The sequence below is a fragment of the Streptomyces sp. NPDC042100 genome, assembly GCF_055582325.1.
On record NZ_JBVJDK010000001.1, the window covers coordinates 98,829 to 121,730 of the forward strand.

The 22,902-nt window shown below is 71.8% G+C and carries 21 protein-coding genes and 1 riboswitch; of the genes, 12 read left to right on the plus strand and 9 right to left on the minus strand.

Annotation, left to right across the window (positions count from 1 at the left end):
- Window positions 1-160: 160 nt before the first annotated feature.
- Window positions 161-1,558: a M1 family metallopeptidase gene (locus ACZ6J5_RS00525; RefSeq protein ID WP_469386190.1), complete on the plus strand. Its 1,398-nt coding sequence runs from the start codon at window positions 161-163 to the stop codon at window positions 1,556-1,558.
- 181 nt (window positions 1,559-1,739) lie between these two features.
- Here the strand turns inward: ACZ6J5_RS00525 and ACZ6J5_RS00530 are convergent, their stop codons facing one another.
- Window positions 1,740-2,252: a GNAT family N-acetyltransferase gene (locus ACZ6J5_RS00530; RefSeq protein ID WP_469386192.1), complete on the minus strand. Its 513-nt coding sequence runs from the start codon at window positions 2,250-2,252 to the stop codon at window positions 1,740-1,742.
- Window positions 2,253-2,316: 64 nt separating this feature from the next.
- Window positions 2,317-2,892: a TerD family protein gene (locus tag ACZ6J5_RS00535; RefSeq protein WP_469386194.1), complete on the minus strand. Its 576-nt coding sequence runs from the start codon at window positions 2,890-2,892 to the stop codon at window positions 2,317-2,319.
- A gap of 111 nt (window positions 2,893-3,003) precedes the next feature.
- On the opposite strand from ACZ6J5_RS00535, the gene arfB reads away from it, so the two are divergent.
- Window positions 3,004-3,438 (plus strand): alternative ribosome rescue aminoacyl-tRNA hydrolase ArfB, encoded by a 435-nt coding sequence (gene arfB / locus ACZ6J5_RS00540; RefSeq protein WP_469386196.1) that lies wholly within the window; start codon window positions 3,004-3,006, stop codon window positions 3,436-3,438.
- Between the two features lie 123 nt (window positions 3,439-3,561).
- Here the strand turns inward: arfB and ACZ6J5_RS00545 are convergent, their stop codons facing one another.
- Window positions 3,562-4,137, minus strand: coding sequence for a flavin reductase family protein (locus tag ACZ6J5_RS00545; RefSeq protein WP_469386198.1), 576 nt, complete (start codon window positions 4,135-4,137; stop codon window positions 3,562-3,564).
- A gap of 301 nt (window positions 4,138-4,438) precedes the next feature.
- Here ACZ6J5_RS00545 and cdgB point away from each other — a divergent pair, with 301 nt between their 5' ends.
- Window positions 4,439-6,121: a diguanylate cyclase CdgB gene (gene cdgB, locus ACZ6J5_RS00550; RefSeq protein WP_469386200.1), complete on the plus strand. Its 1,683-nt coding sequence runs from the start codon at window positions 4,439-4,441 to the stop codon at window positions 6,119-6,121.
- 121 nt (window positions 6,122-6,242) lie between these two features.
- Window positions 6,243-7,187, plus strand: a complete 945-nt coding sequence (locus ACZ6J5_RS00555; protein ID WP_469386202.1) for a CBM35 domain-containing protein — start codon at window positions 6,243-6,245, stop codon at window positions 7,185-7,187.
- Window positions 7,188-7,195: 8 nt separating this feature from the next.
- Here the strand turns inward: ACZ6J5_RS00555 and ACZ6J5_RS00560 are convergent, their stop codons facing one another.
- The 3 genes from ACZ6J5_RS00560 to ACZ6J5_RS00570 all read right to left on the minus strand — a co-directional run bounded on the left by ACZ6J5_RS00560 (window position 7,196) and on the right by ACZ6J5_RS00570 (window position 10,360).
- Entirely contained in the window at window positions 7,196-8,134 is a 939-nt protein-coding gene (locus ACZ6J5_RS00560) for a 1-phosphofructokinase family hexose kinase (protein ID WP_469386204.1), read from the minus strand.
- 130 nt (window positions 8,135-8,264) lie between these two features.
- Window positions 8,265-9,410: an N-acetylglucosamine-6-phosphate deacetylase gene (gene nagA, locus ACZ6J5_RS00565; protein ID WP_469386206.1), complete on the minus strand. Its 1,146-nt coding sequence runs from the start codon at window positions 9,408-9,410 to the stop codon at window positions 8,265-8,267.
- A complete protein-coding gene (locus ACZ6J5_RS00570; RefSeq protein WP_469386208.1) occupies window positions 9,410-10,360 on the minus strand; it encodes an ROK family protein in 951 nt (316 codons plus the stop codon). Before ACZ6J5_RS00570 ends, nagA begins: the two co-directional genes overlap by 1 nt.
- Window positions 10,361-10,661: 301 nt before the next feature.
- Here ACZ6J5_RS00570 and ACZ6J5_RS00575 point away from each other — a divergent pair, with 301 nt between their 5' ends.
- The 5 genes from ACZ6J5_RS00575 (at window position 10,662) to ACZ6J5_RS00595 (ending at window position 16,406) form a co-directional block, all read left to right on the plus strand.
- Window positions 10,662-11,936, plus strand: a complete 1,275-nt coding sequence (locus ACZ6J5_RS00575; RefSeq protein WP_469386210.1) for an extracellular solute-binding protein — start codon at window positions 10,662-10,664, stop codon at window positions 11,934-11,936.
- A gap of 189 nt (window positions 11,937-12,125) precedes the next feature.
- Window positions 12,126-12,320 (plus strand): DUF3263 domain-containing protein, encoded by a 195-nt coding sequence (locus ACZ6J5_RS00580; protein WP_469387389.1) that lies wholly within the window; start codon window positions 12,126-12,128, stop codon window positions 12,318-12,320.
- 32 nt (window positions 12,321-12,352) lie between these two features.
- Window positions 12,353-13,213: a trehalose-phosphatase gene (gene otsB, locus ACZ6J5_RS00585; protein WP_469386212.1), complete on the plus strand. Its 861-nt coding sequence runs from the start codon at window positions 12,353-12,355 to the stop codon at window positions 13,211-13,213.
- Window positions 13,214-13,222: 9 nt separating this feature from the next.
- Window positions 13,223-13,666 carry a hypothetical protein gene (locus tag ACZ6J5_RS00590; protein WP_469386214.1) on the plus strand — a complete coding sequence of 148 codons (444 nt, stop codon included), beginning with the start codon at window positions 13,223-13,225 and terminating at the stop codon, window positions 13,664-13,666.
- 19 nt (window positions 13,667-13,685) lie between these two features.
- Window positions 13,686-16,406 (plus strand): KGGVGR-motif variant AAA ATPase, encoded by a 2,721-nt coding sequence (locus ACZ6J5_RS00595; RefSeq protein WP_469386216.1) that lies wholly within the window; start codon window positions 13,686-13,688, stop codon window positions 16,404-16,406.
- An 86-nt stretch (window positions 16,407-16,492) separates the two neighbouring features.
- Here ACZ6J5_RS00595 and ACZ6J5_RS00600 read toward each other — a convergent pair whose 3' ends face one another.
- From ACZ6J5_RS00600 to ACZ6J5_RS00610, 3 genes are all read right to left on the minus strand, one after another.
- Complete coding sequence (locus tag ACZ6J5_RS00600) at window positions 16,493-17,848, minus strand: alpha,alpha-trehalose-phosphate synthase (UDP-forming) (RefSeq protein WP_469386218.1); 1,356 nt, start codon at window positions 17,846-17,848, stop codon at window positions 16,493-16,495.
- 62 nt (window positions 17,849-17,910) lie between these two features.
- Entirely contained in the window at window positions 17,911-19,317 is a 1,407-nt protein-coding gene (locus ACZ6J5_RS00605) for a DUF11 domain-containing protein (protein ID WP_469386220.1), read from the minus strand.
- A gap of 38 nt (window positions 19,318-19,355) precedes the next feature.
- Window positions 19,356-20,297: a glucosyl-3-phosphoglycerate synthase gene (locus tag ACZ6J5_RS00610; RefSeq protein ID WP_469387390.1), complete on the minus strand. Its 942-nt coding sequence runs from the start codon at window positions 20,295-20,297 to the stop codon at window positions 19,356-19,358.
- Window positions 20,298-20,418: 121 nt separating this feature from the next.
- Window positions 20,419-20,562, plus strand: a riboswitch (SAM riboswitch).
- Here ACZ6J5_RS00610 and thrC point away from each other — a divergent pair.
- The 3 genes from thrC (at window position 20,556) to ACZ6J5_RS00625 (ending at window position 22,798) form a co-directional block, all read left to right on the plus strand.
- Entirely contained in the window at window positions 20,556-21,866 is a 1,311-nt protein-coding gene (gene thrC / locus ACZ6J5_RS00615; protein WP_469386222.1) for a threonine synthase, read from the plus strand. Its footprint overlaps the riboswitch before it by 7 nt.
- A 15-nt stretch (window positions 21,867-21,881) precedes the next feature.
- Window positions 21,882-22,157: a MoaD/ThiS family protein gene (locus tag ACZ6J5_RS00620; RefSeq protein WP_362482132.1), complete on the plus strand. Its 276-nt coding sequence runs from the start codon at window positions 21,882-21,884 to the stop codon at window positions 22,155-22,157.
- 434 nt (window positions 22,158-22,591) lie between these two features.
- Window positions 22,592-22,798 (plus strand): cold-shock protein, encoded by a 207-nt coding sequence (locus ACZ6J5_RS00625; protein ID WP_046911137.1) that lies wholly within the window; start codon window positions 22,592-22,594, stop codon window positions 22,796-22,798.
- Window positions 22,799-22,902: the final 104 nt, after the last annotated feature.

Sequence of the window (22,902 nt, forward strand, 5' to 3'; positions counted from 1 at the left end):
GCCCGTATGGCCGTGCGGGCGCACGCCCATACGCCCATGCGCCCATGCGCCCATGCGCCCATGCGCTGGGTGCCCCGTTCACTGGGCGCACCCGTTCATCTTGTACGTCTGTTTACCTCGTACGCCTGTTTACGTTCGTACGCCTGTTTAGGATCGGTTCGTGAACGCGCGCGTCCGAACCGGAGCCCTGGCCCTCACCGCGGCCCTCGCCCTGCTCGCCGCCGGCTGCTCCGGCGGCGGAGCCGGCGGGGTCCGGGGCACGCCCGGTGCCGCCGGGCTGCGCGACCCGTACTTCCCCCGGCTCGGCAACGGCGGCTACGACGTCGGCCACTACGGCCTCACCCTCGCCTACGACCCGGCCACCGGCCGCCTCGAAGGGCGCGCCGAGATCACCGCGAAGGCCACCCAGACCCTCAGCGCCTTCAACCTCGACCTCGCCGGGCTCACCGTCCGCGACACCACCGTCGACGGCGCGCCCGCCTCCGTCAGCCGCGCCGGGAACGAGCTGACCCTGCGGCCGCGCGACGAGATCGACAAGGGCTCCGAGTTCCGCACCGTCGTCACCTACGACGGGGTCCCGGAGACCATCACCGACCCGGACGGTTCGAAGGAGGGCTGGCTCAAGACCTCCGACGGGGCCGTCGCGGTCGGCGAGCCGACCGGCTCGATGGCCTGGTTCCCCGGCAACCACCACCCCTCCGACAAGGCCGCCTACGACCTCACGGTCACCGTCCCCGCCGGGCTCAAGGCCGTCTCCAACGGGGTGCTGACCTCGGAGAAGACCACCGCCGACGGGCGCACCACCTCCGTCTGGCACTCACCGGAGCCGATGGCGAGCTATCTCGCGACCCTCGCGATCGGGCGGTACGACACGACGACCGGGACCGCGCTCGGCAAGGTCCCCGTGCTCACCGCCGCCGACCCGGAGGTCGCCGCGAAGAGCGCCGCGCTGCGCGCGAAGGTCCCGGACATCCTGAAGTGGGAGACGGAGAACTTCGGCCCGTACCCGTTCGCCGCGGCCGGCGCGATCGTCGAGCGGGACGGCGACGTCGGCTACGCCCTGGAGACCCAGAGCCGCCCGCTGTTCCCCTTCGGCTCCTTCAACACCCCGACCCTGGTCCACGAGATGGCCCACCAGTGGTACGGGAACTCCGTCACGCCGGCGTCCTGGAAGGACATCTGGCTGAACGAGGGCTTCGCGACCTACGCGGAGTGGCTGTACGACGAGGACTTCGAGGACACGCCCGCGCAGAAGAGCTTCGACGGGGCCTTCGCCGACGAGGACGCCTGGGCCTTCCCGCCCGCCGCGCCGCCCACCGCCGACGACCTGTTCGCCTCGCCGGTCTACCAGCGGGGCGCGATGGTGCTGCACAAGGTCCGGCAGGCGGTCGGCGACGAGAGGTTCTTCGAGATCCTGAAGGGCTGGCCGGCGAAGTACCGGCACGCCAACGCCACCACGGAGGACTTCACGCGGTACGTGGAGTCCGTCGCGGGCCGCGACCTGAGCGGGGTGTGGGACGTGTGGCTGTACGGCGACGCGAAGCCCGCCACGCCCTGAGGCCCTGACGTCCCGACGCCCAAACGTCCCGACGTCCCGCCGCCCTGGCGCCCTGAGGCCCTGACGTCCCGACGCCCAAACGTCCCGACGTCCCGCCGCCCTGGCGTCCGGAGGCCCTGGCGTCCCGCCGCCCTGGCGTCCGGAGGTCCTGGCGTCCCGGCGCCCGGCCCTTCGCTCCGGGTCAGAGCGCCTTGCGCAGGACGACGCAGGGCCGGCCGTGCGCCAGGTCCGGGCGGCGCGCGGTCTCCTCGTACCCGAGGGAGGTCCAGAAGGCCAGCGCCCGAGCGTTGTCCTCCAGCACGGCGAGCCGCAGCCCGGTGCGCCCCTCGGCGCGGAAGCGGTCCGCCACGTAGGTGGCGAGGCGCCGCCCGTGCCCGGCCCGCTGCTCCTCGGCGTGGACCATCAGCAGGCCCAGCCACGGGTCCGGGTCGGCCGGGTCGGGGTGGTGCGCGAGGGTGACGGCGATGCCGACGAGCCGTCCCCCGGAGCGGGCCAGCAGCACCTCGGCGGACGGCTCCGCGAGCTCGTCGGCGAGGGCGGCGGCGACCTGCTCGGGCCGGATGTCGTCGGGGTCCGGGAAGTCGCCGCTGAGCTGCTGGAACGCGTGGTTCGACGCGTACAGCGCGGTGAGTTCGGTGAGCAGCGGGCCGGGGAGGTCGCGCGGGTCCTTGGCGGCCAGGGGTTCGACGATCACGCGGCAAGCGTAGAGCCCCCACGCCCTGGGACATGGGGGCTCCGGCTCACGCGGGGGTGACGGATCAGATGTTCACGCCGAAGTCGCGGGCGATGCCCTCAAGGCCCGAGGCGTAGCCCTGGCCGACGGCGCGGAACTTCCACTCGGCGCCGTTGCGGTAGAGCTCGCCGAAGACCATGGCGGTCTCGGTGGCGGCGTCCTCGGAGAGGTCGTAGCGCGCGAGCTCGGCGCCGCCCGCCTGGTTGACGATGCGGATGTACGCGTTGCGCACCTGGCCGAAGTTCTGCGAGCGGTTGACCGCGTCGTAGATGGAGACCGGGAAGACGATCTTGTCGACGCCGGCCGGGAGGCCCGCCAGGTTGACGTTGATCTGCTCGTCGTCGCCGCCGCCCTCGCCGGTGCGGTTGTCACCGGTGTGGACGATGGTCTGGTCCGGGGTGGACTTGTTGTTGAAGAAGACGAAGTGCGCGTCGGAGACGACCTTGCCCGCGCCGTCGACGCCGATCGCCGAGGCGTCGAGGTCGAAGTCCGTGCCGGTGGTCGTGCGGACGTCCCAGCCGAGGCCCACGGTGACGGCGGCGAGGCCCGGGGCCTCCTTGGTCAGGGAGACGTTGCCGCCCTTGGAGAGGCTTACAGCCATGGGGAGTCCCTTTCATCGCGGTGTGTTCATCCCCGATAACGCACGGCGGAGCGCGCCGGTTCCAGCTCCCGGGCGTAATCGGGGTGACGCGCGGGCCCGTGGCGGCGAACAATGGACCGCATGTCCGGTCCGTATCCCATCCGCGGCTCCGTCTCGCTGCCCGAGGCCGAGCTCCAGTGGCGTTTCTCGCGGTCGTCGGGGCCGGGCGGGCAGCACGTCAACACCAGCGACTCGCAGGTGGAGCTCCGCTTCGACCTCGCGGCGACCGAGGCGCTGCCCGCCGTCTGGAAGGCCCGCGCGCTCGAACGGCTCGCGAGCCGCCTGGTGAACGGTGTCGTCACGGTCCGCGCCTCGGAGCACCGCTCCCAGTGGCGCAACCGCGAGACCGCCGCCGTCCGCCTCGCCGCGCTGCTCGCCGAGGCCACCGCCCCGCCGCCGAAGCCGCGCCGCCCGACCCGGATCCCGCGCGGGATCAACGAGCGGCGGCTGCGCGAGAAGAAGCAGCGCTCGGACACCAAGCGGGGCCGCCAGGGCCGCGACTGGTAGTCCAGCCGAGCCCGGTCACCCGGCCGAGCCCGGTCACCCGGCCGAGCCCGGTCACCCGGCCGAGCCCGGTCATCCGGCTGAGCCCGGTCATCCGGCCGAGCCCGGCTCCCCGGGCCGCGCGGCTCAGCCCAGCGTGCGGTACCGCCCGCGGAAGTACGCCAGCGGGCCGCCCTCCGCCGAGGGCAGGTTCGTCGCCAGCACGCGCGCGACGACCAGCGTGTGGTCGCCGGCCACCACCCGGCTCTCCGTACGGCACTCCAGGGTCGCCAGCGCGCCGCCGATCAGCGGGGCGCCGCTGTGCTCGCCCCGGGTGTACGGCAGGTCGGCGAAGAGCAGCCGGTCGCTGACCCGGCCCTTCATCGCGAACCGCCCGGCGACGTGCCGCTGGCTCTCGGCGAGCAGCGACACCGCCCACACCGGCACCTCGGCGAGCAGGTCGTCCATGCGGGAGTCGTTGCGGAGGCTGACCAGCACCAGCGGCGGGTCCAGCGACACCGACAGGAACGCGGTCGCCGTCATGCCGACGTCCTCGCCGGAGGGGCCGTCGTCCGGATCGTGGGCGGTCACCAGGACCACGCCCGCCGCGAGGCGGGACATCGCCGCCTTGAACTCGTCGTCGCTCACCCCCTCAGCATGAGGGATGGCCAGGTCGCGCACGGGCGGCCGGGTGGGGCTCGGGGCGGGGGTCTTCTGCAGCACCCCCGCACGCTAATCCGGCCCGCCGCCGCCCCGCATCGGCCCCGGGACCGGTCCGCCTTCCCCCGCCGGTCCTAGGACCGGCCCCGCCGGCCCCGGGACCCCTTCCGCCGAGCCGTCGCCGCACGTCCACCGGAGCTTCGGAACACCCCCCGACCTGCTGTGACTTGAGTCACAGAGTGCAGTATTTGTTGACCCTGTGTACCGGGTGCACAGCTCGCTGTGATTCAGTGGCTGGGACAGTGCAGTACGAAGCCGATGAGAACCCTGGAGTTAGCTGTCGAGGTCTCGGGGAGAGCGAGCGATGGAGACCGAGTCGGAGCCGTACGTCCGTCTTGCGACCCTGCGGCAGCTGCATCAGGTCGTGGCGGACCTCAACACCGCCCGCAGCCTTGCGGACACCCTGCAGGCCGTCGCCGACGGCATCGTCGCGGGCCTCAACTATGAGCTGGCCTGCGTCAACCTCGTGCGCCCCGACGGAGACCTGGTCGTCGCCGCCTTCGCCGGCAGCCCCGCCGCCGAAGCGCTGATCACCGGCCGGGTCGGCTCCCGCGCCTCCTGGGACCGCCGCCTCACCATGGGCGAGTCCTGGGGCGACCTGCGGTTCATCCCGCACACCGAGGGCTGGGTGCTCATCGAGGACGACGTCCCGCAGTGGCACACCGAGGGCCCCGCCCCCCGCTTCGAGGACGAGTGGCACCCCCACGACCGCCTCTACGCCCCCATGTACTCCTCCGGAGCCCGCTCCGCCCACCCGGGGGGACCCCCGGGCTCCGGCCGCGAGCTCCTCGGCGTCATCTCCGTCGACCGCCCGCGCAACGGACGCCACCCCGGCCCCTGGGGCCGCGAAGCCCTCCAGATGTACGCCTCCCAGTCCGGCATCGCCATCAGCAACGCCCGGCTCCGCTCCAACATGCAGCGCGCCCTCGTCCGCCTCGAACGCGAGCAGCAGGCCCTGCGCGCCAGCGAGGAGTCGTTCCGGCAGGCCTTCGAGTACGCGCCCTCCGGCATGGCCATCGCCGAGATGGGCGGCGACCAGCACGGCCGCCTGCTGCGCACCAACGACGCGCTGTGCCGGCTGCTCGGCCGCCCCGCCTCCGTGATGCGCCGCTACTCCTTCGCCGATCTCGTCCACCCCGAGGACATAGGCACCCTGCTCCGCACCTCCGCCGAGGGCGGCCGGGCCGAGCTGCGCCTCGGCCGCCGGGACGGCACGTACGTCTGGGTCTCCCTGCGCAACTCGGTCGTCGCCGACACCACCGACGGCCCCCGCTTCCTCCTCACCCACGTCGAGGACATCGAGGAGCGCAAGCGGCACGAGCTCCAGCTCGCCCACCGCGCCTCGCACGACGCCCTCACCGGCCTGCCGAACAGCGCCGAGCTCCGCTCCCGGCTCTCCGCCCGGCTCTGCGAGCGTCCCTTCGCCGGCTCCGGCGCCTCCGCCGACGCGTACGAGCCGCCCTACGAGTACGACTACGAACAGGGACACGGGCACGGCTTCGGCTTCAGCCCGGTCGGCGCCGCCGCCGGCGCGTACGACGGGCACGTGCACTCCGTCGCCCCGAGCGGCGGCGAGGTCGACGACGGCACGAAGGGGCTCGCGGTCCTCTTCTGCGACCTGGACGGCTTCAAGTCGATCAACGACCGCTTCGGGCACCACACCGGCGACGCCGTCCTCATCGAGGTCGCCCGCCGGCTCACCACGGGAGTACGGGACGGGGACACGGTCGCCCGGCTCGGCGGCGACGAGTTCGTGGTCCTCGCCGACGGCCTGGGCGCGGCCGACGCCGCCGACCTCGCGGTGCGGCTGCGGAACGCGATCATTCCGCCGATCCGGGTGGACGGGCGGGCGGTCCGGGTCGGGGCCAGCTTCGGCATCGGCTGGGCCGAGTGCGGCATGACCGTGGAAGAGGTCCTGAACAGCGCGGACCAGCGGATGTACATCGAGAAGCGGTCCCGTTCGAAGATGCACCGGCGGGCCGGCTAGGCCGCCGCCGGAGGCCCCCGTTCACGGGACGTACACGGAGCGCGGAATTCCCCGCAGGGCCGTTCGGGGTAGGCTCGGCCGGTCGGCGACGGCCGGCGGGCAGGGAAAGGGAGTGACCCGGATGGCTGCGGGTAACGACGGCGCGAAGACACCCGAGGACGACGATCCGTTCGGCTACCTGTACGCGGACGGGCAGGCCGCGGGAGCCCAGCCGCCCCAGGGCGGCGGCTACGGCTACCCAGGCCCCGCGTCCCAGCCAGGCGTCCCCCGCACCTCGTACAACCAGGTCCGTACGGTCGGCGAGCGCCAGTACGGCGGCCCCCCGGCGCAGGTGCCGCAGCAGCAGGGCTACCACCAGCCGCACCCGCAGTACGCGGCCCCCGAGACGTACCCCGGCGGCCCCCAGACCCGCCCGATCCAGCAGCCCCCGGCCGGGCGCGGCGGCCCCAACACCAAGGGCCTGCTGATCGGCGCCGTCGCGGTCGTCGCGGTGGTCGTGATCGGCATCGCGGCGGCGGTGATCACCAACAGTGGCGAGGACAAGGACACGGCGGGTGCCACGGCCGGCGGCTCCGGCGGCCCCACCCAGGTCGAGGACTCCCCGTCGACCGCCCCCACCCCCTCCTCCCAGCCCCCCACGGCCCTGCCCCAGCAGGACGCGGCGACGCTGAAGCTGGGCGGGTCGGCGGTGCTGGCGAAGGACATCAAGGGCGCGCAGGGCGCGGACGGCGCCTATGTGACCGGGTTCAACGCGGTCGGCTCCTCGGTGACCTGGCACGCGACGATGCCGACGGAGGGCAGGTACCGCCTGACCGTCCGCTACGCGATCCCGGCCGTCGACGCCAACGCCACCCTGACGGTGAACGGCAAGGCGAACTCCCAGCCGATCGGCCTCAAGAACTTCATAAGCTCCTCGGACCCGAACCTGGAGAAGAACTGGCAGACCACCTGGGCGCCGGTCGACCTCAAGAAGGGCGAGAACGAGATCAAGATCTCGTGCGAGACCGGCAACCAGTGCGACGTGCTGCTGGACTGGCTGGAAGTGAAGTCCGTCCCCGGTAGCTGACGGACCCCTCAGGCCGCCGTCGCCGGGGTGTGGACCGTGATGCGGGGGAGCATCGTCTCGTAGGCCGTCTCGTCGAACTCGCCCGCCACCGGGGACAGGACGGTCGCCGCCGAGAGGGCGACCGCGTGGGCCAGGCGGGTGGGCCAGTCGGTGCCCTCGACCAGGCCCGCCAGGAGGGCGGCGACGGCCGAGTCGCCCGCGCCCGTGGGGTTGCCCCGGACGGGGGCCGGCGGGGCCGCCTGCCACAGGCCCTCCGGGGTGGCCGCCAGGAGACCTTCGGGGCCGAGCGAGGTGACCACCGTGTGGGCGCCCCGGCGGCGGGCGTCGCGGGTGGCGCGGTGCGGCTCGCGGGAGCCGGTGAGCTGGGCCAGCTCCTCCGCGTTCGGCTTGATCAGGTCGGGGCGGGCGGCGATCCCCCGGCGCAGCGGCTCGCCGCTGGTGTCCAGGAGGACCGGGACGCCGGCGCCCCGGGCGAGCCGGACCAGCTCCGCGTAGGCGCCGACGTGGATGCCCGGCGGGAGGCTGCCGCAGAGGGCCACCGCCCGTGCCCCGCCGAGGAGTTCGGTGTAGCGCGCGGTGAACGCGGCCCACTCGGCCGGGGTGATGGCCGGTCCGGGCTCGTTGAGCTGGGTCGTGTCGCCGTCGGCGGCGTCGACCACGGCGACCGTGCGGCGGGTGGCGCCCGCGACGGGCACCAGCGCGTCGCGCACCGGCTGCCCGGCCGTCGTGCGGGCCAGCAGCTCGCGCAGCGTCGCGCCGGTCGCCCCGCCCGCGAAGCCGGTGACGACGGTCTCGTGCCCGAGGGCGCCGAGCACCCGCGCGACGTTGAGGCCCTTGCCGCCGGGCCGCTCGATGACCTGGGTGACCCGGTGCGAGGCGTGCGGGACGAGCGCGGGGACCCGGTAGGTCAGGTCCACCGCCGTGTTGAGGGTGACCGTGAGGATCACCGGTGCCACCCCCTGTCGTCTCGTGGTCGTCCCGTATCGGAGCCGCTGGCGCCCGATCATGCCAAAGAGACGGCGGTTGGCCCAGACCCCCGGACCAACCGCCCTGACGCGAGGTCAGCGGGTGACCCGGTCAGCCGAGCTGCGGCTCGACGATCCAGGCGCCCTTGCGCATCACGCCCTTGAGCTCGAAGTCCGCGTCGAGGACGACGAGGTCGGCGTCCTTGCCGGGCTCCAGCGAGCCGACCCGGTCGTAGACGCCGAGCAGCTTCGCGGGGTTGGCGGAGATGGCCTGGACGACCGACTCCACCGGCAGTCTGTCGATGGTGGCCGCGCGCTTGAAGGCGCGGTCCAGGGTCAGCGTCGAGCCGGCGATGGAGCCGCCCTCGACGAGCCGCGCCACGCTGTCCTTCACCTCGACCTCCAGCGGGCCGAGCATGTAGCGCCCGTCGCCGAAGCCGGCGGCGTCCATCGCGTCCGTGATGAAGGCGACCCGGTCGGCGCCCGCGTGGTGGAAGGCGAGCTCCAGGGCGGCCGGGTGCAGGTGGGTGCCGTCGTTGATGAGCTCGACGGTGATCCGCTCGTCCTCCAGGAGGGCGGCGATCGGGCCGGGCGCGCGGTGTCCGAGGCCGGGCATCGCGTTGAAGAGGTGGGTGGCCACGGTGGCGCCCGCGTCGATGGCGGCCTGCGTCTGCTCGTACGAGGCGTCCGTGTGCCCGATCGCGGCGATCACGCCGTGCTCGGCGAGCAGCCGTACGGAGTCGATGCCGCCGGGCAGCTCGGTGGCGAGGGTGACCATCCGGGCCTGGCCGCGGCCCGCGTCGATCAGCTTGCGCACCTCGGCCGGGTCGGGGTCGCGCAGCAGGGTCTCGTCGTGGGCGCCCTTGCGGCACGGGGAGATGAACGGGCCCTCGAAGTGCAGTCCGGCGAGCTCGCCCTGCTCGGCCAGCTCGGAGAGCAGGCCGGCGCGCTGGGTGAGGAAGTCCATCTCGCCGGTGACGAAGGACGCGACGACGGTGGTGGTGCCGTGCAGCCGGTGGGTGTGGACGCCCTTGAGCACCTCGTCGACGGTGCCGGAGGTGAAGGACGCGCCGCCGCCGCCGTGGTTGTGCATGTCGACGAAGCCGGGCACGAGCCAGTGGCCGGTGAGGTCGAGGGAGGGCGCGTCCTCGCGGGTGGCCCCCGCGATGCGGCCGTTCTCGACGATCACTCGTCCGTTCTCGACGATCCCGGTCGGCAGCACCACACGGGCCCCGGTGAGAACTGTGGAAACGGCCATCAGGCGGATACCTCCGAGTCGGCGGGGCGCTGGTCGGCGAGCAGGTCCCAGGCGAGGAGGCCCGCGCCCAGGCATCCGGCGGTGTCCCCGAGGGCCGCCGGGACGATGGCGGGCAGCTTCTGGAAGGTGACGCGCTCCTCCACCGCGGCCCGTAGGGGTGTGAACAAGGTTTCCCCGGCCTCGGCCAGACCGCCACCGATGATGAGGGTGCGGGGGTCCAGCAGGGTGAGCGCGGTGACCAGTCCGTCGGCCAGCGCGTCGACGGCGTCCTGCCAGACGCGCACGGCGGCCGGGTCGCCGGACTCGACGGCCTTGGCGCAGTCGGCGGCGTCCGCGTCGGGGTCGCCCGAGGCGCTGGCCCAGGCGAGTGAGACGGCGGAGGCGGAGGCGTACCGCTCCAGGCAGCCGCGCTGGCGGCAGCCGCACTCGATGCCGCCGGGACGGACCACGATGTGGCCGATCTCGCCGGCGTAGCCGTGCGCGCCGGCCTCGATCTCGCCGCCGATGCCGATGGCGCCGGCGATGCCGGTGCCGAGGGGCACGAAGAGGAACCGGTCGGCGTCGCGTCCGGCGCCGATCCGGCCCTCGGCGAGGCCGCCGGTGCGCACGTCGTGGCCGAGGGCGACGGGGATGCCGTCCAGGCGCTCGCTGAGCAGGGCGCGCAGGGGGACGTCCCGCCAGCCGAGGTTGGCGGCGTAGACGGCGATGCCGCTCTCGGTGTCGATGATGCCGGGGACGACGACCCCGGCCGCGGCGGCGGGCTCTCCGTAGCGCTCCTGGCCGAGGGCTCTGAGGTCCTCGGCGAAGCCCAGGATCGTCTCGACCGTCGCCTCGGGGCCGCGCTCGCGGCCGGTGGCGCGCCGGGCCTCGTGGAGCAGGGTGCCGTCCGCCCCGACCAGGGCGGCCTTCATGCCGGTGCCGCCCACATCGAGGGCGATGACGTGTCTCACGGGGACAGTCTCGCGCGAAGATGCCCGAAAGGTCTAGTCCACTGCGGAGGATTGTTGAGCTCGGATACAAATTCGTCCTGGTGAGGGGCGGTGGAGCCCCGCGCGATGCGTTGCAGAAGCGATATGTGAGTGGTGTAGACCTCTCGCGTTTTCCTACGGGAGACTTTCCGTTCTACGGTGATCAACGGCGATCACCGGTGATCGGCGACGATCTGCCGTGATCGGCGGTGGACTGTGGCGATCGACCGGGATCCTTGACGATCGTGATGCCTCGACGACGAGCAAAGGGCGGGTTACGGCTGTGCAGCGGCGACGACTCCTTGGACTGGCCGCGGCGGCCTCGGCACTCGTTCTGACCGGCGGTCTCGCCGGCTGCGGCTCCCTGGACTCCCAGTCCGGCGACGTCACGCTCAAGCTGGTCGCCGCCGACTACGACCTCGGCGGCGGCGACTCCACCCGGAAGTACTGGGACGGCCTCGTCTCGGCCTTCGAGACGAAGAACCCGGGCGTGAAGGTCCAGGTCCAGGTCGAGTCCTGGGACGACGTCGACCGCAAGGTCGCCGAGCTGGTCAAGGCGGGCAAGGCGCCCGACATCGCGCAGATCGGCGCCTACGCCGACTACGCCGCCGCCGGACAGCTCTACGCCGCGGACGAGCTCCTCTCCATCCGGGTCCAGGCCAACTTCCTCGCGCCGCTGGTCGCCGCCGGCGAGTACAAGCGCACCCAGTACGGCATGCCCTTCGTCGCCTCCACCCGGCTGCTCTTCTTCAACGAGGACCTGTTCGAGAAGGCGGGCGTCGCCGCGCCCCCGACCACCTGGGACGAGCTCGCCGCCGCGGCCCGCAAGCTGGAGAAGAAGGGCGTCAAGTACCCCTTCGCGCTGCCGCTCGGGCCCGAGGAGGCGCAGGCCGAGACGATGATGTGGCTGCTCAGCGGCGGCGACGGCTACACCGACGCGACCGAGCACTACAAGATCGACTCGGACGCGAACGTCCGCACCTTCGAGTGGCTCCGCACCAACCTGGTCGCCCCCGGGCTCACCGGCCCGGTCGCCCCCGGCAAGCTCAACCGCAAGGCGGCCTTCACCGCCTTCGCGCGCGGCGAGGTCGGGATGCTCAACGGGCACCCGTCGCTGATGCAGCAGGCCGCGAAGAACGGCGTCAAGGTCGGCAAGGTCGCCCTCCCCGGCACGTCCGGCAAGCCCAGGGCCTCGATGGGCGTCGCCGACTGGATCATGGGCTTCAAGCAGAACGGGCACCGCAAGGAGATCGGCGCCTTCCTCGACTTCGCCTTCAGCGACGAGAACGTCCTGAAGTTCGCGGGCGGCAACAACATGCTGCCCGCCACCACCACGGCCTCGGCCAGCATGGCGGCCAACCCGCAGTACGCCGACCTGCGCGACTTCATCGAGGCCCTGCCGGACTCCCAGCTCCCGCCGGTAGGCAAGACCTCGTGGGCCCAGGTCAGCGGCGTCATCAAGAAGGACATCGGCCAGGCGGTCGCCCCGGACGCGAAGCCCGCGGAGGTCCTGGGCCGGATAGCCCGCCAGGCGTCGGCGGCGGAGAACGCCGAGTAGGCGGAGCGGGGCGGCGACCGGGCTAGGTTGGTCGGTATGACGAACGGACCGACGGAGCCTACGGAGCCTACGGAGCCTACGGAGCCTACGGAGCCGACCGAGCCGACCGAGCCGGCGGACCCCACAGCCCCCACGGACCCGGCGGAGGCGGCGCCCGCCGCCGGGCTCGGGGAGCGGGAGCGGGCCGTCCTGGCCATGGAGCGGCGCTCCTGGCCGGGGCCCGGTGCCAAGGAGCGGGCGGTGCGCGAGCGGCTCGGCCTCTCCGCCACCCGCTACTACCAGCTGCTCAACGCCCTCCTCGACGACCCGAGGGCGCTCGCCCACGACCCGGTGACGGTCAACCGGCTGCGCCGGGTGCGCGAAGAGCGCGCCTCGCGCCGCTGACGGGACGCCCCCGCGTGGGTAGGGTCGTGGACATGGTCAGCAGCCTTCCGCACCCGACCACCGCAGCCGGCCGCGACGGCCTCGCCGCCTTCCTCGCGCGGCCCGAGAAGGCCGTCGTCGCCCTGGACTTCGACGGGACGCTCGCCGAGATCGTCCCGGACCCCGAGCGGGCCCGCGCCCACCCCGGCGCCGTGCCCGCCCTGGCCGCCCTCGCGCCCCGGGTGGCGGCCGTCGCCGTGGTGACCGGCCGCCCCGCCGGCGTGGCGGTCCGCTACGGGGGCTTCGCCGGAGTCCCGGGCCTGGAGCATCTGGTGGTCCTCGGCCACTACGGCGCCGAGCGCTGGGACGCCGTCACCGGCACCGTGCGCGCCGCCGCCCCGCACCCGGGCGTCGCCTCCGTCCGCGCCGAGCTCCCCGGCTTCCTGGACCGGATCGGGGCCTGGCCGGGCACCTGGATCGAGGAGAAGGGCCGCGCGGTCGCCGTGCACACCCGGCGCGCCGTCGACCCGCAGGGCGCCTTCGAGGCCCTGAAGGGCCCGCTGGGCGACCTGGCCACCCACCACGGCCTGGTCCTCGAACCGGGCCGGATGGTCCTGGAGCTCCGCCCGCCGGGCATGGACAAGGGCGTCGCCCTCGCCGACTACGTACGCGAACTGGGCGCCGGGTGCGTCCTGTACGCGGGCGACGACCTGGGCGACCTGCCCGCGTTCGCGGCGGTCGAGAAGCTCCGCTCGGACGGCACCCCCGGCCTCCTCGTCTGCTCCGCCTCCACCACGGAGTCCGTCCCGGAACTCGCCGACCGCGCCGACCTCACGGTCCGGGGGCCGGCGGGGGTGGTGGGACTGCTGACAGAACTGGAAAGTGCGATACGAGGGCCGGGCCGGTGGTCATAACATCGTCGGATGGTCGATGTGAGGGTGGGGCAGCTCAGGAAAAGCCGTGAGCGACTGAGCGAGCGAGCCGAGGCCTCGGTAAAGGTCGGAGACGCCGCGACGGGGGGACTGCTCCTGTTCTACGCGGCGGAGTGCGGGCTGAAGGCCGAGATCCTCGATCACGTCTACATGGCCAGAGACACCTCGAAGCTTCCCAAGGATCTGCGGACTCACGACCTGCGGCGCCTGGCGAAGGAACTGGGCCTTCCTGGTGGTCTGGGAGAAGCCGTGCTTCAGTGCCGGAGGATCATGCAAGGAACCGTGCAGGGTAAGGGCCGAAACGCGCAGCAAGGCTCGCACGTGGGGCCCTCGGATCTCCACGAGGCGTGGCGTTATGGCGCCGACCTGCACGCCGACGATGAGAAGGCCGCCCTGGACGCGCTACGAGCCTTGGTCGAAGCTTCGCGAAGTTGAGGTCAGTGGGAGAGGAACCATGCACCAGAACTATCCCTTGCTCCCCGGCAACCTGCTGACGTGGGTCGATGTCGATGAGCATTGCACCGTCCTGGCAACCAAGGGGCGGTGGCCGGAATGGCTCAAGGAGGTGAATGCCTGGTGGGACGGTGTCGAGCTGACCGTTATGCCCGGGACCGGTGAACAGGCGGCCCTGAACTGGCTGAACACGGCGTTCGGGCGCGGCTCGGTCCGTACCTCTGACCTTGGCTCCGAGCTGATCCTCGATCGGCCCAGCGGCTTCGAGGCGGAGGGTCTGTCGATCTCGGTTCACGTCGAGGACTCGATCAGTCCGTCGCCGCGTCTGCCGAAGCTCACCGACAGGAGGGTCACCGACGAGCTCGCGGAGCCGCTTCCTCGCCCGGAATCGGATTCCTTCCCGGGAAACGTTCAAATGGTGGCGTTTCACTCGTTCAAGGGCGGAGTGGGGCGCACCGTCCACGCTGTGGCCTTTGCGGATCTCCTGGCGCAGCAAGGACGCAAAGTCCTCCTCGTCGACGCAGACCTCGAAGCGCCTGGCATCAGCTGGATGTTCGAGTCACAAGGCGGCGTGGTCGATGTCGCGTACGACGACGTGCTGGCCCTCCTGCACGGCTCGTCCGGCCAGGACCGTAGACACGCCCTTCGGATCGCTTCGGAGTATTTGGCCAATCAGGAGACCCTCCTCCACAGGAGCAGTGGGCGGCTGGTAGTCCTGCCGACGAGCCGCCGTATCAGGCTGGGCCCCCCACGGATCGAACCCGGGCAACTGCTGACGCCGGACCGGTCCCGGTACTTCCTGACGGAATCGCTAGCCGACCTGGCCGCCCAAGCCGGCCTGGACACGGTGGTCGTGGACCTTCGCGCCGGCGCATCGGAGCTCTCGGCCCCGATTCTTCTGGACCCCAGAGTGCAGCGCATCTTCGTGACCACCCTCAGCAGCCAGTCCCTGGACGGCACTGATCGCTTGATCCGCCAGCTTGGTGACAAGGCGGTCGCTCTCACCGGCCGTGACCCGGAGCCTTCCGTGGTAATCACCCAGTACCGCGAGGATCAGCACGGGGAGGAGGTCGAACAGGCGAAGGTCCAACTCGTCAAGGCACTCTCTGAGCTGAGGGGAGTCCAGGCAACCGATTCCTCTGGAGAGAGCGGTGGGGTTTCACCGCACGACACCAGCGACGTGGATGCCCAGGTCCTGACGGATCCCCTTCTGAGCCCGTTTCGAGATGAGTTGCTGGCGCTCCCTCAGGCCTGGGACGAGGTCGTCGCCGTGGTCAGGAGACTCGGGATCGGGGACCGTCTGCTTGAGTCCATGAACTGGGCCGTCGAGCCCGACGCATCGAACTACCCGACGGCCAAGCCCGACCGCGACCTCGACGCGCGGCGTATCGCTCTGCACGATCGGGCGAAGTCTTTGGTGTTCGCGGAGAAGACCGGGCTGGACAGCAGTCTGGGGTTCTTGTCGACAGCTCCGCTGCGACGCCTGGTAGGTGATCACCGCACGGCGTTGCCCGTGACTGTGGTCGTGGGTGCGAAGGGGTCCGGTAAGACCTTTACCTATGCGCGGTTGTGTGTCGCTGGGACCTGGCAGAGGTTTGCGAAGAGCGCTGACGAAGAAGTACGGGTGGACGCCCCCGTGGTTCCTGTGCTGGATCCGGCGAACATGGGTACGGAAGCTGGCGAGGGGGCGACCGGGCCACAGCGTCTCAGGGCCGCCGCCGCCTCCGGAGCCGGCGCTACTGCTCTGGACATCCGTAACGTGCTGGTCGAGGCACTGGCCAGCTCGGACAGTGAGCGTCCCTCGTTCTGGCGGGACGTCTGGTTGCGATGCATGGCCATGGCGATCGCAGGGCCTGTCCTCGAGAAGAACCCTGAGGAAGTCCTCTTCGACCGCTCCATGAAGCCGGCGTTGTTCGTGTTCGACGGCCTTGAGGACGTGTTCCAGGACTTGGATGGCGAGGCCAAGCGGGTCGCGCTAAGGGCTCTGTTCACCGAGATCCCCGACTGGTTGAGGACCTTCCGCGGCCGGCCGTTCGGCGCGGTCATCTTCGTCCGAGAGGACCTCGTGCGCTGGGCGGTCCGGCAGAACCTCGGGCAGTACCTTGACCGCTACGAGCCCTATGCCTTGAGGTGGGACAGCCAGGAGGCTCTCCGGCTGGCCTTGTGGGTGGCGTCCACCGCCGAGGCCGTCGAACGACCCGACGGCGACCTGATGGATCTGGGGAGTGACAAGGTCGTGGACGCCCTGGTGCCGCTGTGGGGCGTCAAGATGGGCCGGAAGAACTCGAGAGAGGCCCGTTCGGACAGGTGGGTCCCCGCAGCACTCGGGGACTTCAATGACCAGGTGCAGGCCCGGGACGTGGTGAGGTTCATCAGGGATGCCGCAGAGACGTCCAAGGGCGATCAAGATTGGCAGGACCGTCTGCTCGTGCCCAGCGCCATGCGACAGGCACTTGTCCGATGCAGCTCGGAGAAGCTGGAGGAACTACGGCAGGAGAACCCTTCGGTCGGTGGCCTTCTCGTCGATGTGGGGCGCTACGCGGACGACGTGGTCATGCCCTTCGCGGCCGAGGATGTCGGTCTCGACCCGAATGCCATCACCAAGCTGAGGGAAGCGGGCGCCCTCGACCGGGACACCGACGGTCTGTATCGGCTGCCCGAGATCTACCGGCACGGGTTGGGCTTCAGGACACGCGGTCGAGCACGCGTCGTACGTCCTTGAGACGGTGGCCGCTCCCCGAGGGGGCGGCCACCGCCGCTGTTGTGCCCCACGTCACCCTCTGTGCCGCCCGGGGACGTTTGTGTCCTTCAGGACTCACGCAACGCCGCCAGCTGGGCCAGGAACCAGGCGCGGGGCGGCAGGGCCGTCGATGCCGTCGCCAGGTGCTTGGTGCGTTCCGCGCGCTCCGGGGCCGGCATCGACAGGGCCTGGTGGAGGGCCTCGGCGGTGCCCGTCACGTCGTACGGGTTGACGGTGAGGGCGGCCTCGCGGAGCTCCTCGTAGGCGCCCGCCTCGCGGGACAGGACCAGGGCGCAGCCCTCGTCGGAGACGACCGGGATCTCCTTGGCGACCAGGTTCATGCCGTCGCGGACCGGGTTGACCAGGGCCACGTCGGCGAGGCGGTAGGCGGCGAGGGAGCGGGTGAAGTCGTCCTGGACGGAGACCAGGACGGGCTGCCAGTCGGGGGTGCCGTACTCCTCGTTGACCGCCTCGGCCAGCTCGGTCACCGAGGCGGTGTAGGCGCGGTAGACCTCCAGGTCCTGGCGGGAGGGGTAGGCGGAGGCCAGGTGGACGACCCGGCCGCGCCACTCGGGGTGGGCGGCGAGGAGCTCGCGGTAGGCGAGCAGGCCGCGCGGGATGTTCTTGGAGAGCTCGGTGCGGTCCACCCGGACGATGGTCTTCCGGCCGCCCGTCTCGGCGCGCAGCTCGGCCAGCCGCGCGTCGACCTCCGGGCGGTGCGCCAGCGCGCGCAGGTCGTCGGCGTCCACGCCCAGCGGATACGCCGCCACCCGGGGGGCCCGCGTCACGAAGGGGTCGGCCAGGAAGGCGTCGGCCCAGGCGCGGGTGTGGAAGCCCAGCTCGTCCGCGCCCGACATGCCCGCCACCAGCTCGTGGTGGACGTCGTCCGGGAGCATCGCCAGATAGCCGGGCGCCGCCCACGGGGTGTGGGTGAAGTGGGCGATCCGCAGGTCGGGGCGGAGCGCGCGGAGCAGACCGGGGACCAGCGCCAGGTGGTAGTCCTGGACGAGGACCGCCGCCCCGGGGTCCGCCGCCTGCGCGAGGGCTTCGGCGAAGGCCCGGTTGTACGCGCGGTAGGCGTCCCAGCGGCGGCGGAAGGCCGCGTCGAAGACGGGCTCGCGCGGGATGTCGTACAGGTGGTGGTGGAGGAACCACAGCACCGAGTTCGCGATGCCGTTGTACGCGTCGGCGTACACCTCCGGGTCGATGTCGAGCATCCGCACACCCGGCTCGGCGACCCCCCGGCGGACGGCCTCGCGGTCGCCGTCGCCGAGGGCGGCGCAGACCCACAGGCCGCCCTCCGAGGCGACGGCGCCCAGGCCCGCGACGAGCCCTCCGCCGCCGCGCCGGGTGTCCAGGGAGCCGTCGTCACGCACGGTGTACGAGACGGGGCCGCGGTTCGATGCCACGAGGACGGTAGCCATGGGGCGAACCTAGCCCGTCCGGTACACGCTCAAACGTACGGATTCCGGACGGGCGGGCCGGTTCAGTGTTCCCTGCGGCCCCGTACCGCCGCCCGCGCGACCAGTCCGGTCGCCGCCAGCGCCAGGCCCAGCGCGCCCAGCAGCCACAGCCGCTCCCCGCTCGCGCCGGTCTCCGCCATCGCGCCCCCGTGCGCGCCGGGGTGCGGGGCGGGCGGGGCGTGGCGGACGGGCGGGGCGGGCTTCGAGGTGGTCGGGGTCGGGTGGGGGGACGCGTGGGTCGGGCTCGGGGCCGGGGTCGGGCGGGCCGGCGGGCGCTGGACGAGCGAGGCCTTCAGGTCCGGCACCGGCACCGACAGGGCGAGCGCGGAGGGCACGTAGGTGTCGCCGCTGGTGGTGAAGGTGAGGCCGGCGGAGGTGGCGCCGGCCGGGATCGCGCCGGCGGGCAGGTCGAACGCCTCGGCGTCGATGCTCAGGTTGTTGACGAGCCTCGGGTTCACGGCCCCGTCGCCGGCGCTGACGAAGAAGTTCTTGGTGCTGCCGGTGTGCGGCTCGGTGACGTTGTGCCCGTCGACGAGGAAGCGGTCGCCAGGGGTGTTCCAGTCGCCCTCGTACGCGGTGACGCCGGCCCGCGCCTTGCCGCCGCCGCGGTAGAAGCCGTCGACGGTGACGGTGGTGGCCGGCGAGCTGGAGCGCTGGAGGACGTGGCCGCCGTAGACGTAGACGGCGCGCCGGTCGGGCGCGTGCTTCGGGTCCGGGGCCGGGTAGGCGTACACCAGCGTCAGCGACCAGCCGGCCACGCAGCCGCGCCCGCTGGGCGCCCAGATCCCGCCGACGGCGACCGGGGTGTCGCCCTTGGCGGTGGTGAACGCGGCGGTCACGTCCGCCTCGCCCGTGTAGTAGTGCGGGCCGTGGGTGTCGGCCGGGTCGGTGACCACGTGCTCGGGCGTCACCGGGGTGCCGGTGGCGGTGCCCGTGCCGGTGCCGACCCGGATCCTCGGGACGGTCGTCGCGGGGTCGCCGGGGGAGCGGTCGACGTCGGCGCCGGAGATGTCGCAGCGGGCGAGCGCGGCGCCGCTCGGGCCCCGGTACGTGCCGTCGTCGCCGCCCCAGAAGAGGCGCGCGTACGCCACCTTCGCGCCCGGCGGGATCACCACGTGACCCGTGCTGGAGCCGAAGCCGGCGCTCATGGCGGCCGTGTCGATCCGCTCCATGTCGAAGGTGTTGTTGTTGTCCGCGCCCTGCCCGGAGGCGGCGGTCGCGCAGCGCGCCGCCAGGTCCGCGGGGGCGGTGGGGCAGCCGATGACGGTGTTGCCGATGGTGATGAAGTCGCCGTAGAGGTCCGCCTCGTACCGCTTGCCGAAGGGCTCGACGACATCGGCGGCGGCCGGGGCGGCTCCCGCGAGGGAGAGCGGCCCGGCCAGCAGGACGAGGACCGTCAGCAGGATTCCCGTTTCATTTCTCGACCGCATGAAACGGGAATTTATGCAGAAATCATGACTATTCGGAGCTACGCCACGCGGCGCCGCGCGTACTCCGCGATCTCCGCCATCGGCGGGCGCTCCTCCGTGTCCACCGGGTACGTGTGCGGCTCGAAGCCCCGCTCGCCCCGCTCGAACTGGGTCAGCCAGGGCCGCACCAGGTGCCCCCGGGACAGCCGCAGCTGCGCCGTCCGGTAGATCGCCGCCGCCATCCGGCCCAGCGCCCGCCCGTCCTGGTGCCGGTGCTTGCGCACCCCCACGTCCACCTGCGCCAGGGCGTCCAGGCCCACCGTGTGCAGGGCGTCGACCAGCAGGCCCAGCTCCACTCCGTAACCGACCGGGAAGGGCAGCCGCTCAAGGAGAGAGCGCCGCGCCGCGTACTCGCCGCCCAGCGGCTGCACGAGGCCGGCCAGCTGCGGCCAGTGCAGATTGAGCAGCGGGCGCGCCACCAGCTCCGTCACCCGGCCGCCCTGACCAGGGGTGTCGCCGAGCGGGCGGTCGTACATCGCCTTCACGAAGTCCACGTCCGGGTCGGTGAGGAGCGGGCCGACGATGCCGGTCACGAAGTCCGCGGAGAAGTCCCTGAGGTCCGCGTCCACGAAGCAGACCACGTCCCCGGTCGTCACCATCAGTGACCGCCACAGGACCTCGCCCTTGCCGGGCACCGCCGGTATCCGGGGCAGGATCGTGTCGCGCGCCACCACCCGCGCGCCCGCCGCCGAGGCCACCTCCGCCGTGCGGTCCGTGGAGCCCGAGTCGATCACCACGAGCTCGTCGACCAGCGGAACGGCCTCGGTCATCAGCTCGCGGCGGATCACCGAGACGATCGCGCCGACCGTCGCCTCCTCGTTCAGCGCGGGCAGCACCACGCTGACCTTCGTGCCCCGCTTGGCGGCCAGGACGCGCTCCAGCGGGCGGTCGGCAACGGACCAGGACCGCCGGGCCAGCCAGCGCTCCACCTCTTCCAGCAACGTGATCTCCATCTCGCGGATCGGACGACCGTCTCCACCTTCGCAGCCTTCGGTTACAGTCTTGAACAACGCGGATCCCCGATGCATGTCGGGGTGCCGACCGCGTCTCACAATCGAATACCGCTCATCCAGAGGGGCAGAGGGAAACGGCCCGTTGAAGCCCCGGCAACCCTCCAGTCGGTTCTCGTCCTCCAGCGAGGCCACCGGCTAGGGAAGGTGCCAAATCCGTCTCATGGCGAAAAATTCGTCATGGGAAAGATGAGGAGAAAGGGCCTCGCCTCCATGGCTGTACAGACCGTCGCATCCGGAACCACCGTCGATCTCGGTCCCGCTTCCGGACTCTCCTGCCGCGAATGCGGTGAATCCTTCCCGCTCGGCCCGATCTTCGCCTGCGAACTGTGTTTCGGCCCGCTCGAAGTCGCGTACGAGCTGCCCGCCGGCGACCCGGAGGAGCTGCGCAAGCGCATCGAGGCCGGACCCGCCAGCATCTGGCGCTACGCCCCGCTGCTGCCCGTCCCGGCCGACGTCGCCGAGAAGCCCAACCTGAACCCCGGCTGGACCCCGCTGGTCAAGGCCGACAACCTCGCCCGCGAGCTCGGCGTCGAGCCCGGCAGGCTGTTCGTCAAGGACGACTCCGGCAACCCGACCCACTCCTTCAAGGACCGGGTCGTCGCCCAGGCCATCGAGGCCGCCCGCGCCTTCGGCTTCACCACCCTCTCCTGCTCCTCCACCGGCAACCTGGCCGGCGCCGTCGGCGCCGCCGCCGCCCGGGCCGGCTTCCGCTCCTGCGTCTTCATCCCGCACGACCTGGAGCAGGGCAAGGTCGTCATGGCCGGCGTCTACGGCGGCGACCTCGTCGCCATCGAGGGCAACTACGACGACGTCAACCGCTTCTGCTCGGAGCTCATCGGCGACCCGCTCGGCGAGGGCTGGGGCTTCGTGAACGTCAACCTGCGCCCGTACTACGGCGAGGGCTCCAAGACGCTCGCGTACGAGATCTGTGAGCAGCTCGGCTGGGTCATCCCGGACCAGCTCGTCATCCCGATCGCCTCCGGCTCCCAGCTCACCAAGATCGACAAGGGGCTCCAGGAGCTCATCAAGCTGGGCCTGGTCGAGGACAAGCCGTACAAGATCTTCGGCGCCCAGGCCGAGGGCTGCTCCCCGGTCTCCGCCGCCTTCAAGGCCGGCCACGACGTGGTGCGCCCCCAGAAGCCGAACACGATCGCCAAGTCCCTCGCGATCGGCAACCCGGCCGACGGCCCGTACGTGCTCGACATCGCCCGCCGCACCGGCGGCGCCGTGGAGGACGTGAACGACGAGCAGGTGGTCGACGCGATCAAGCTCCTCGCGCGCACCGAGGGCATCTTCGCCGAGACGGCGGGCGGCGTGACCGTCGGCGTCACCCGGAAGCTGGTCGAGAACGGTCTCATCGACCCCGCGCTGACGACGGTCGTCCTCAACACCGGCGACGGGCTCAAGACCCTGGACGCCGTTGCCGACAGCTCTCAGGCGACCGCCACCATCCGCCCGAGCCTGGACGCGTTCCGCGACGCGGGCCTGGCCCACTGAAAGGTCCGTGAACCCATGGCAGTGAACGTCCGCATCCCCACCATCCTGCGCACCTACACCGGCGGCGAGTCCGAGGTGAAGGCCGAGGGCGCGACCCTCGCCGAGGTCATCGCGGACCTGGAGAAGAACCACGCCGGCATCGCCGCCCGCGTCCTGGACGACCAGGGCAAGCTGCGCCGCTTCGTCAACGTGTACGTGAACGACGACGACGTGCGCTTCGAGCAGGGCCTGGAGACCGCCACGCCGGACGGCGCCGGTGTCTCGATCATCCCGGCGGTCGCCGGCGGCTGAGCCCGGCCGCCGAGTCCGGCGGCCGAGCCCGTACCTGGCTTTCCCGTCTTTCCCGTCTTTCCTGAATTGCCCCTTCCGCGCTAAGAAGCGGAGGGGGCAATTCTGCATGGTTGGAAGCGGTAGAGTTGGGGAAGTCCCCTCCGCTGCTCATGCCGGTCGCATATGAGAATGCGCCCGCGCACGACAAGAAGCAGCCAAAGCGCCCGTGCCTTGTGTACCTTCTGCGCGCTTTGCCCGGCCCGACTTGACCCGGAATTCAAGGGATTCTCCCCAATTCCCCTTTCGGGGGCGCCCAGAATTCTCGTCGGATTGACCTGTTGCAGAGGGCAGTTGGGCAGATACATTCAGCGGCGGTCGACGCGTTCCGGCGCAGGGTCTGACCCGGGTCCGCGAAGTGCGGTCCCGCGCAAGGGCCAGTAATAGGGGAGTTAGGCATGGCTCAGGGCACCGTCAAGTGGTTCAACGCGGAGAAGGGCTACGGCTTCATCGCGGTCGACGGTGGTGCGGATGTTTTCGTCCACTACAGCGCGATCCAGATGGACGGCTACCGCACCCTTGAAGAAGGGCAGCGGGTCGAGTTCGAGATCTCGCAGGGCCAGAAGGGTCCGCAGGCGGACATGGTCAAGCTCGCCACCGCCTGAGCGCGGCGCGATCGGCCACCGACGCACTTCCGTCGAGGGGCCCGTATCCGGAATCCGGGTACGGGCCCCTCGTCATGTCCCGCCGCGTCACGGTCGCGCCCCGG

Coding starts and splice junctions, on each gene's coding strand:
- ACZ6J5_RS00535 (WP_469386194.1), bottom strand. CDS start 2,892: ATGGCTGTAAGCCTCTCCAAGGGCGGCAACGTCTCCCTGACCAAGGAG.
- arfB (WP_469386196.1), top strand. CDS start 3,004: ATGGACCGCATGTCCGGTCCGTATCCCATCCGCGGCTCCGTCTCGCTG.
- cdgB (WP_469386200.1), top strand. CDS start 4,439: ATGGAGACCGAGTCGGAGCCGTACGTCCGTCTTGCGACCCTGCGGCAG.
- ACZ6J5_RS00555 (WP_469386202.1), top strand. CDS start 6,243: ATGGCTGCGGGTAACGACGGCGCGAAGACACCCGAGGACGACGATCCG.
- nagA (WP_469386206.1), bottom strand. CDS start 9,410: ATGGCCGTTTCCACAGTTCTCACCGGGGCCCGTGTGGTGCTGCCGACC.
- otsB (WP_469386212.1), top strand. CDS start 12,353: ATGGTCAGCAGCCTTCCGCACCCGACCACCGCAGCCGGCCGCGACGGC.
- ACZ6J5_RS00590 (WP_469386214.1), top strand. CDS start 13,223: ATGGTCGATGTGAGGGTGGGGCAGCTCAGGAAAAGCCGTGAGCGACTG.
- ACZ6J5_RS00595 (WP_469386216.1), top strand. CDS start 13,686: ATGCACCAGAACTATCCCTTGCTCCCCGGCAACCTGCTGACGTGGGTC.
- ACZ6J5_RS00600 (WP_469386218.1), bottom strand. CDS start 17,848: ATGGCTACCGTCCTCGTGGCATCGAACCGCGGCCCCGTCTCGTACACC.
- ACZ6J5_RS00605 (WP_469386220.1), bottom strand. CDS start 19,317: ATGCGGTCGAGAAATGAAACGGGAATCCTGCTGACGGTCCTCGTCCTG.
- thrC (WP_469386222.1), top strand. CDS start 20,556: ATGAGGAGAAAGGGCCTCGCCTCCATGGCTGTACAGACCGTCGCATCC.
- ACZ6J5_RS00620 (WP_362482132.1), top strand. CDS start 21,882: ATGGCAGTGAACGTCCGCATCCCCACCATCCTGCGCACCTACACCGGC.
- ACZ6J5_RS00625 (WP_046911137.1), top strand. CDS start 22,592: ATGGCTCAGGGCACCGTCAAGTGGTTCAACGCGGAGAAGGGCTACGGC.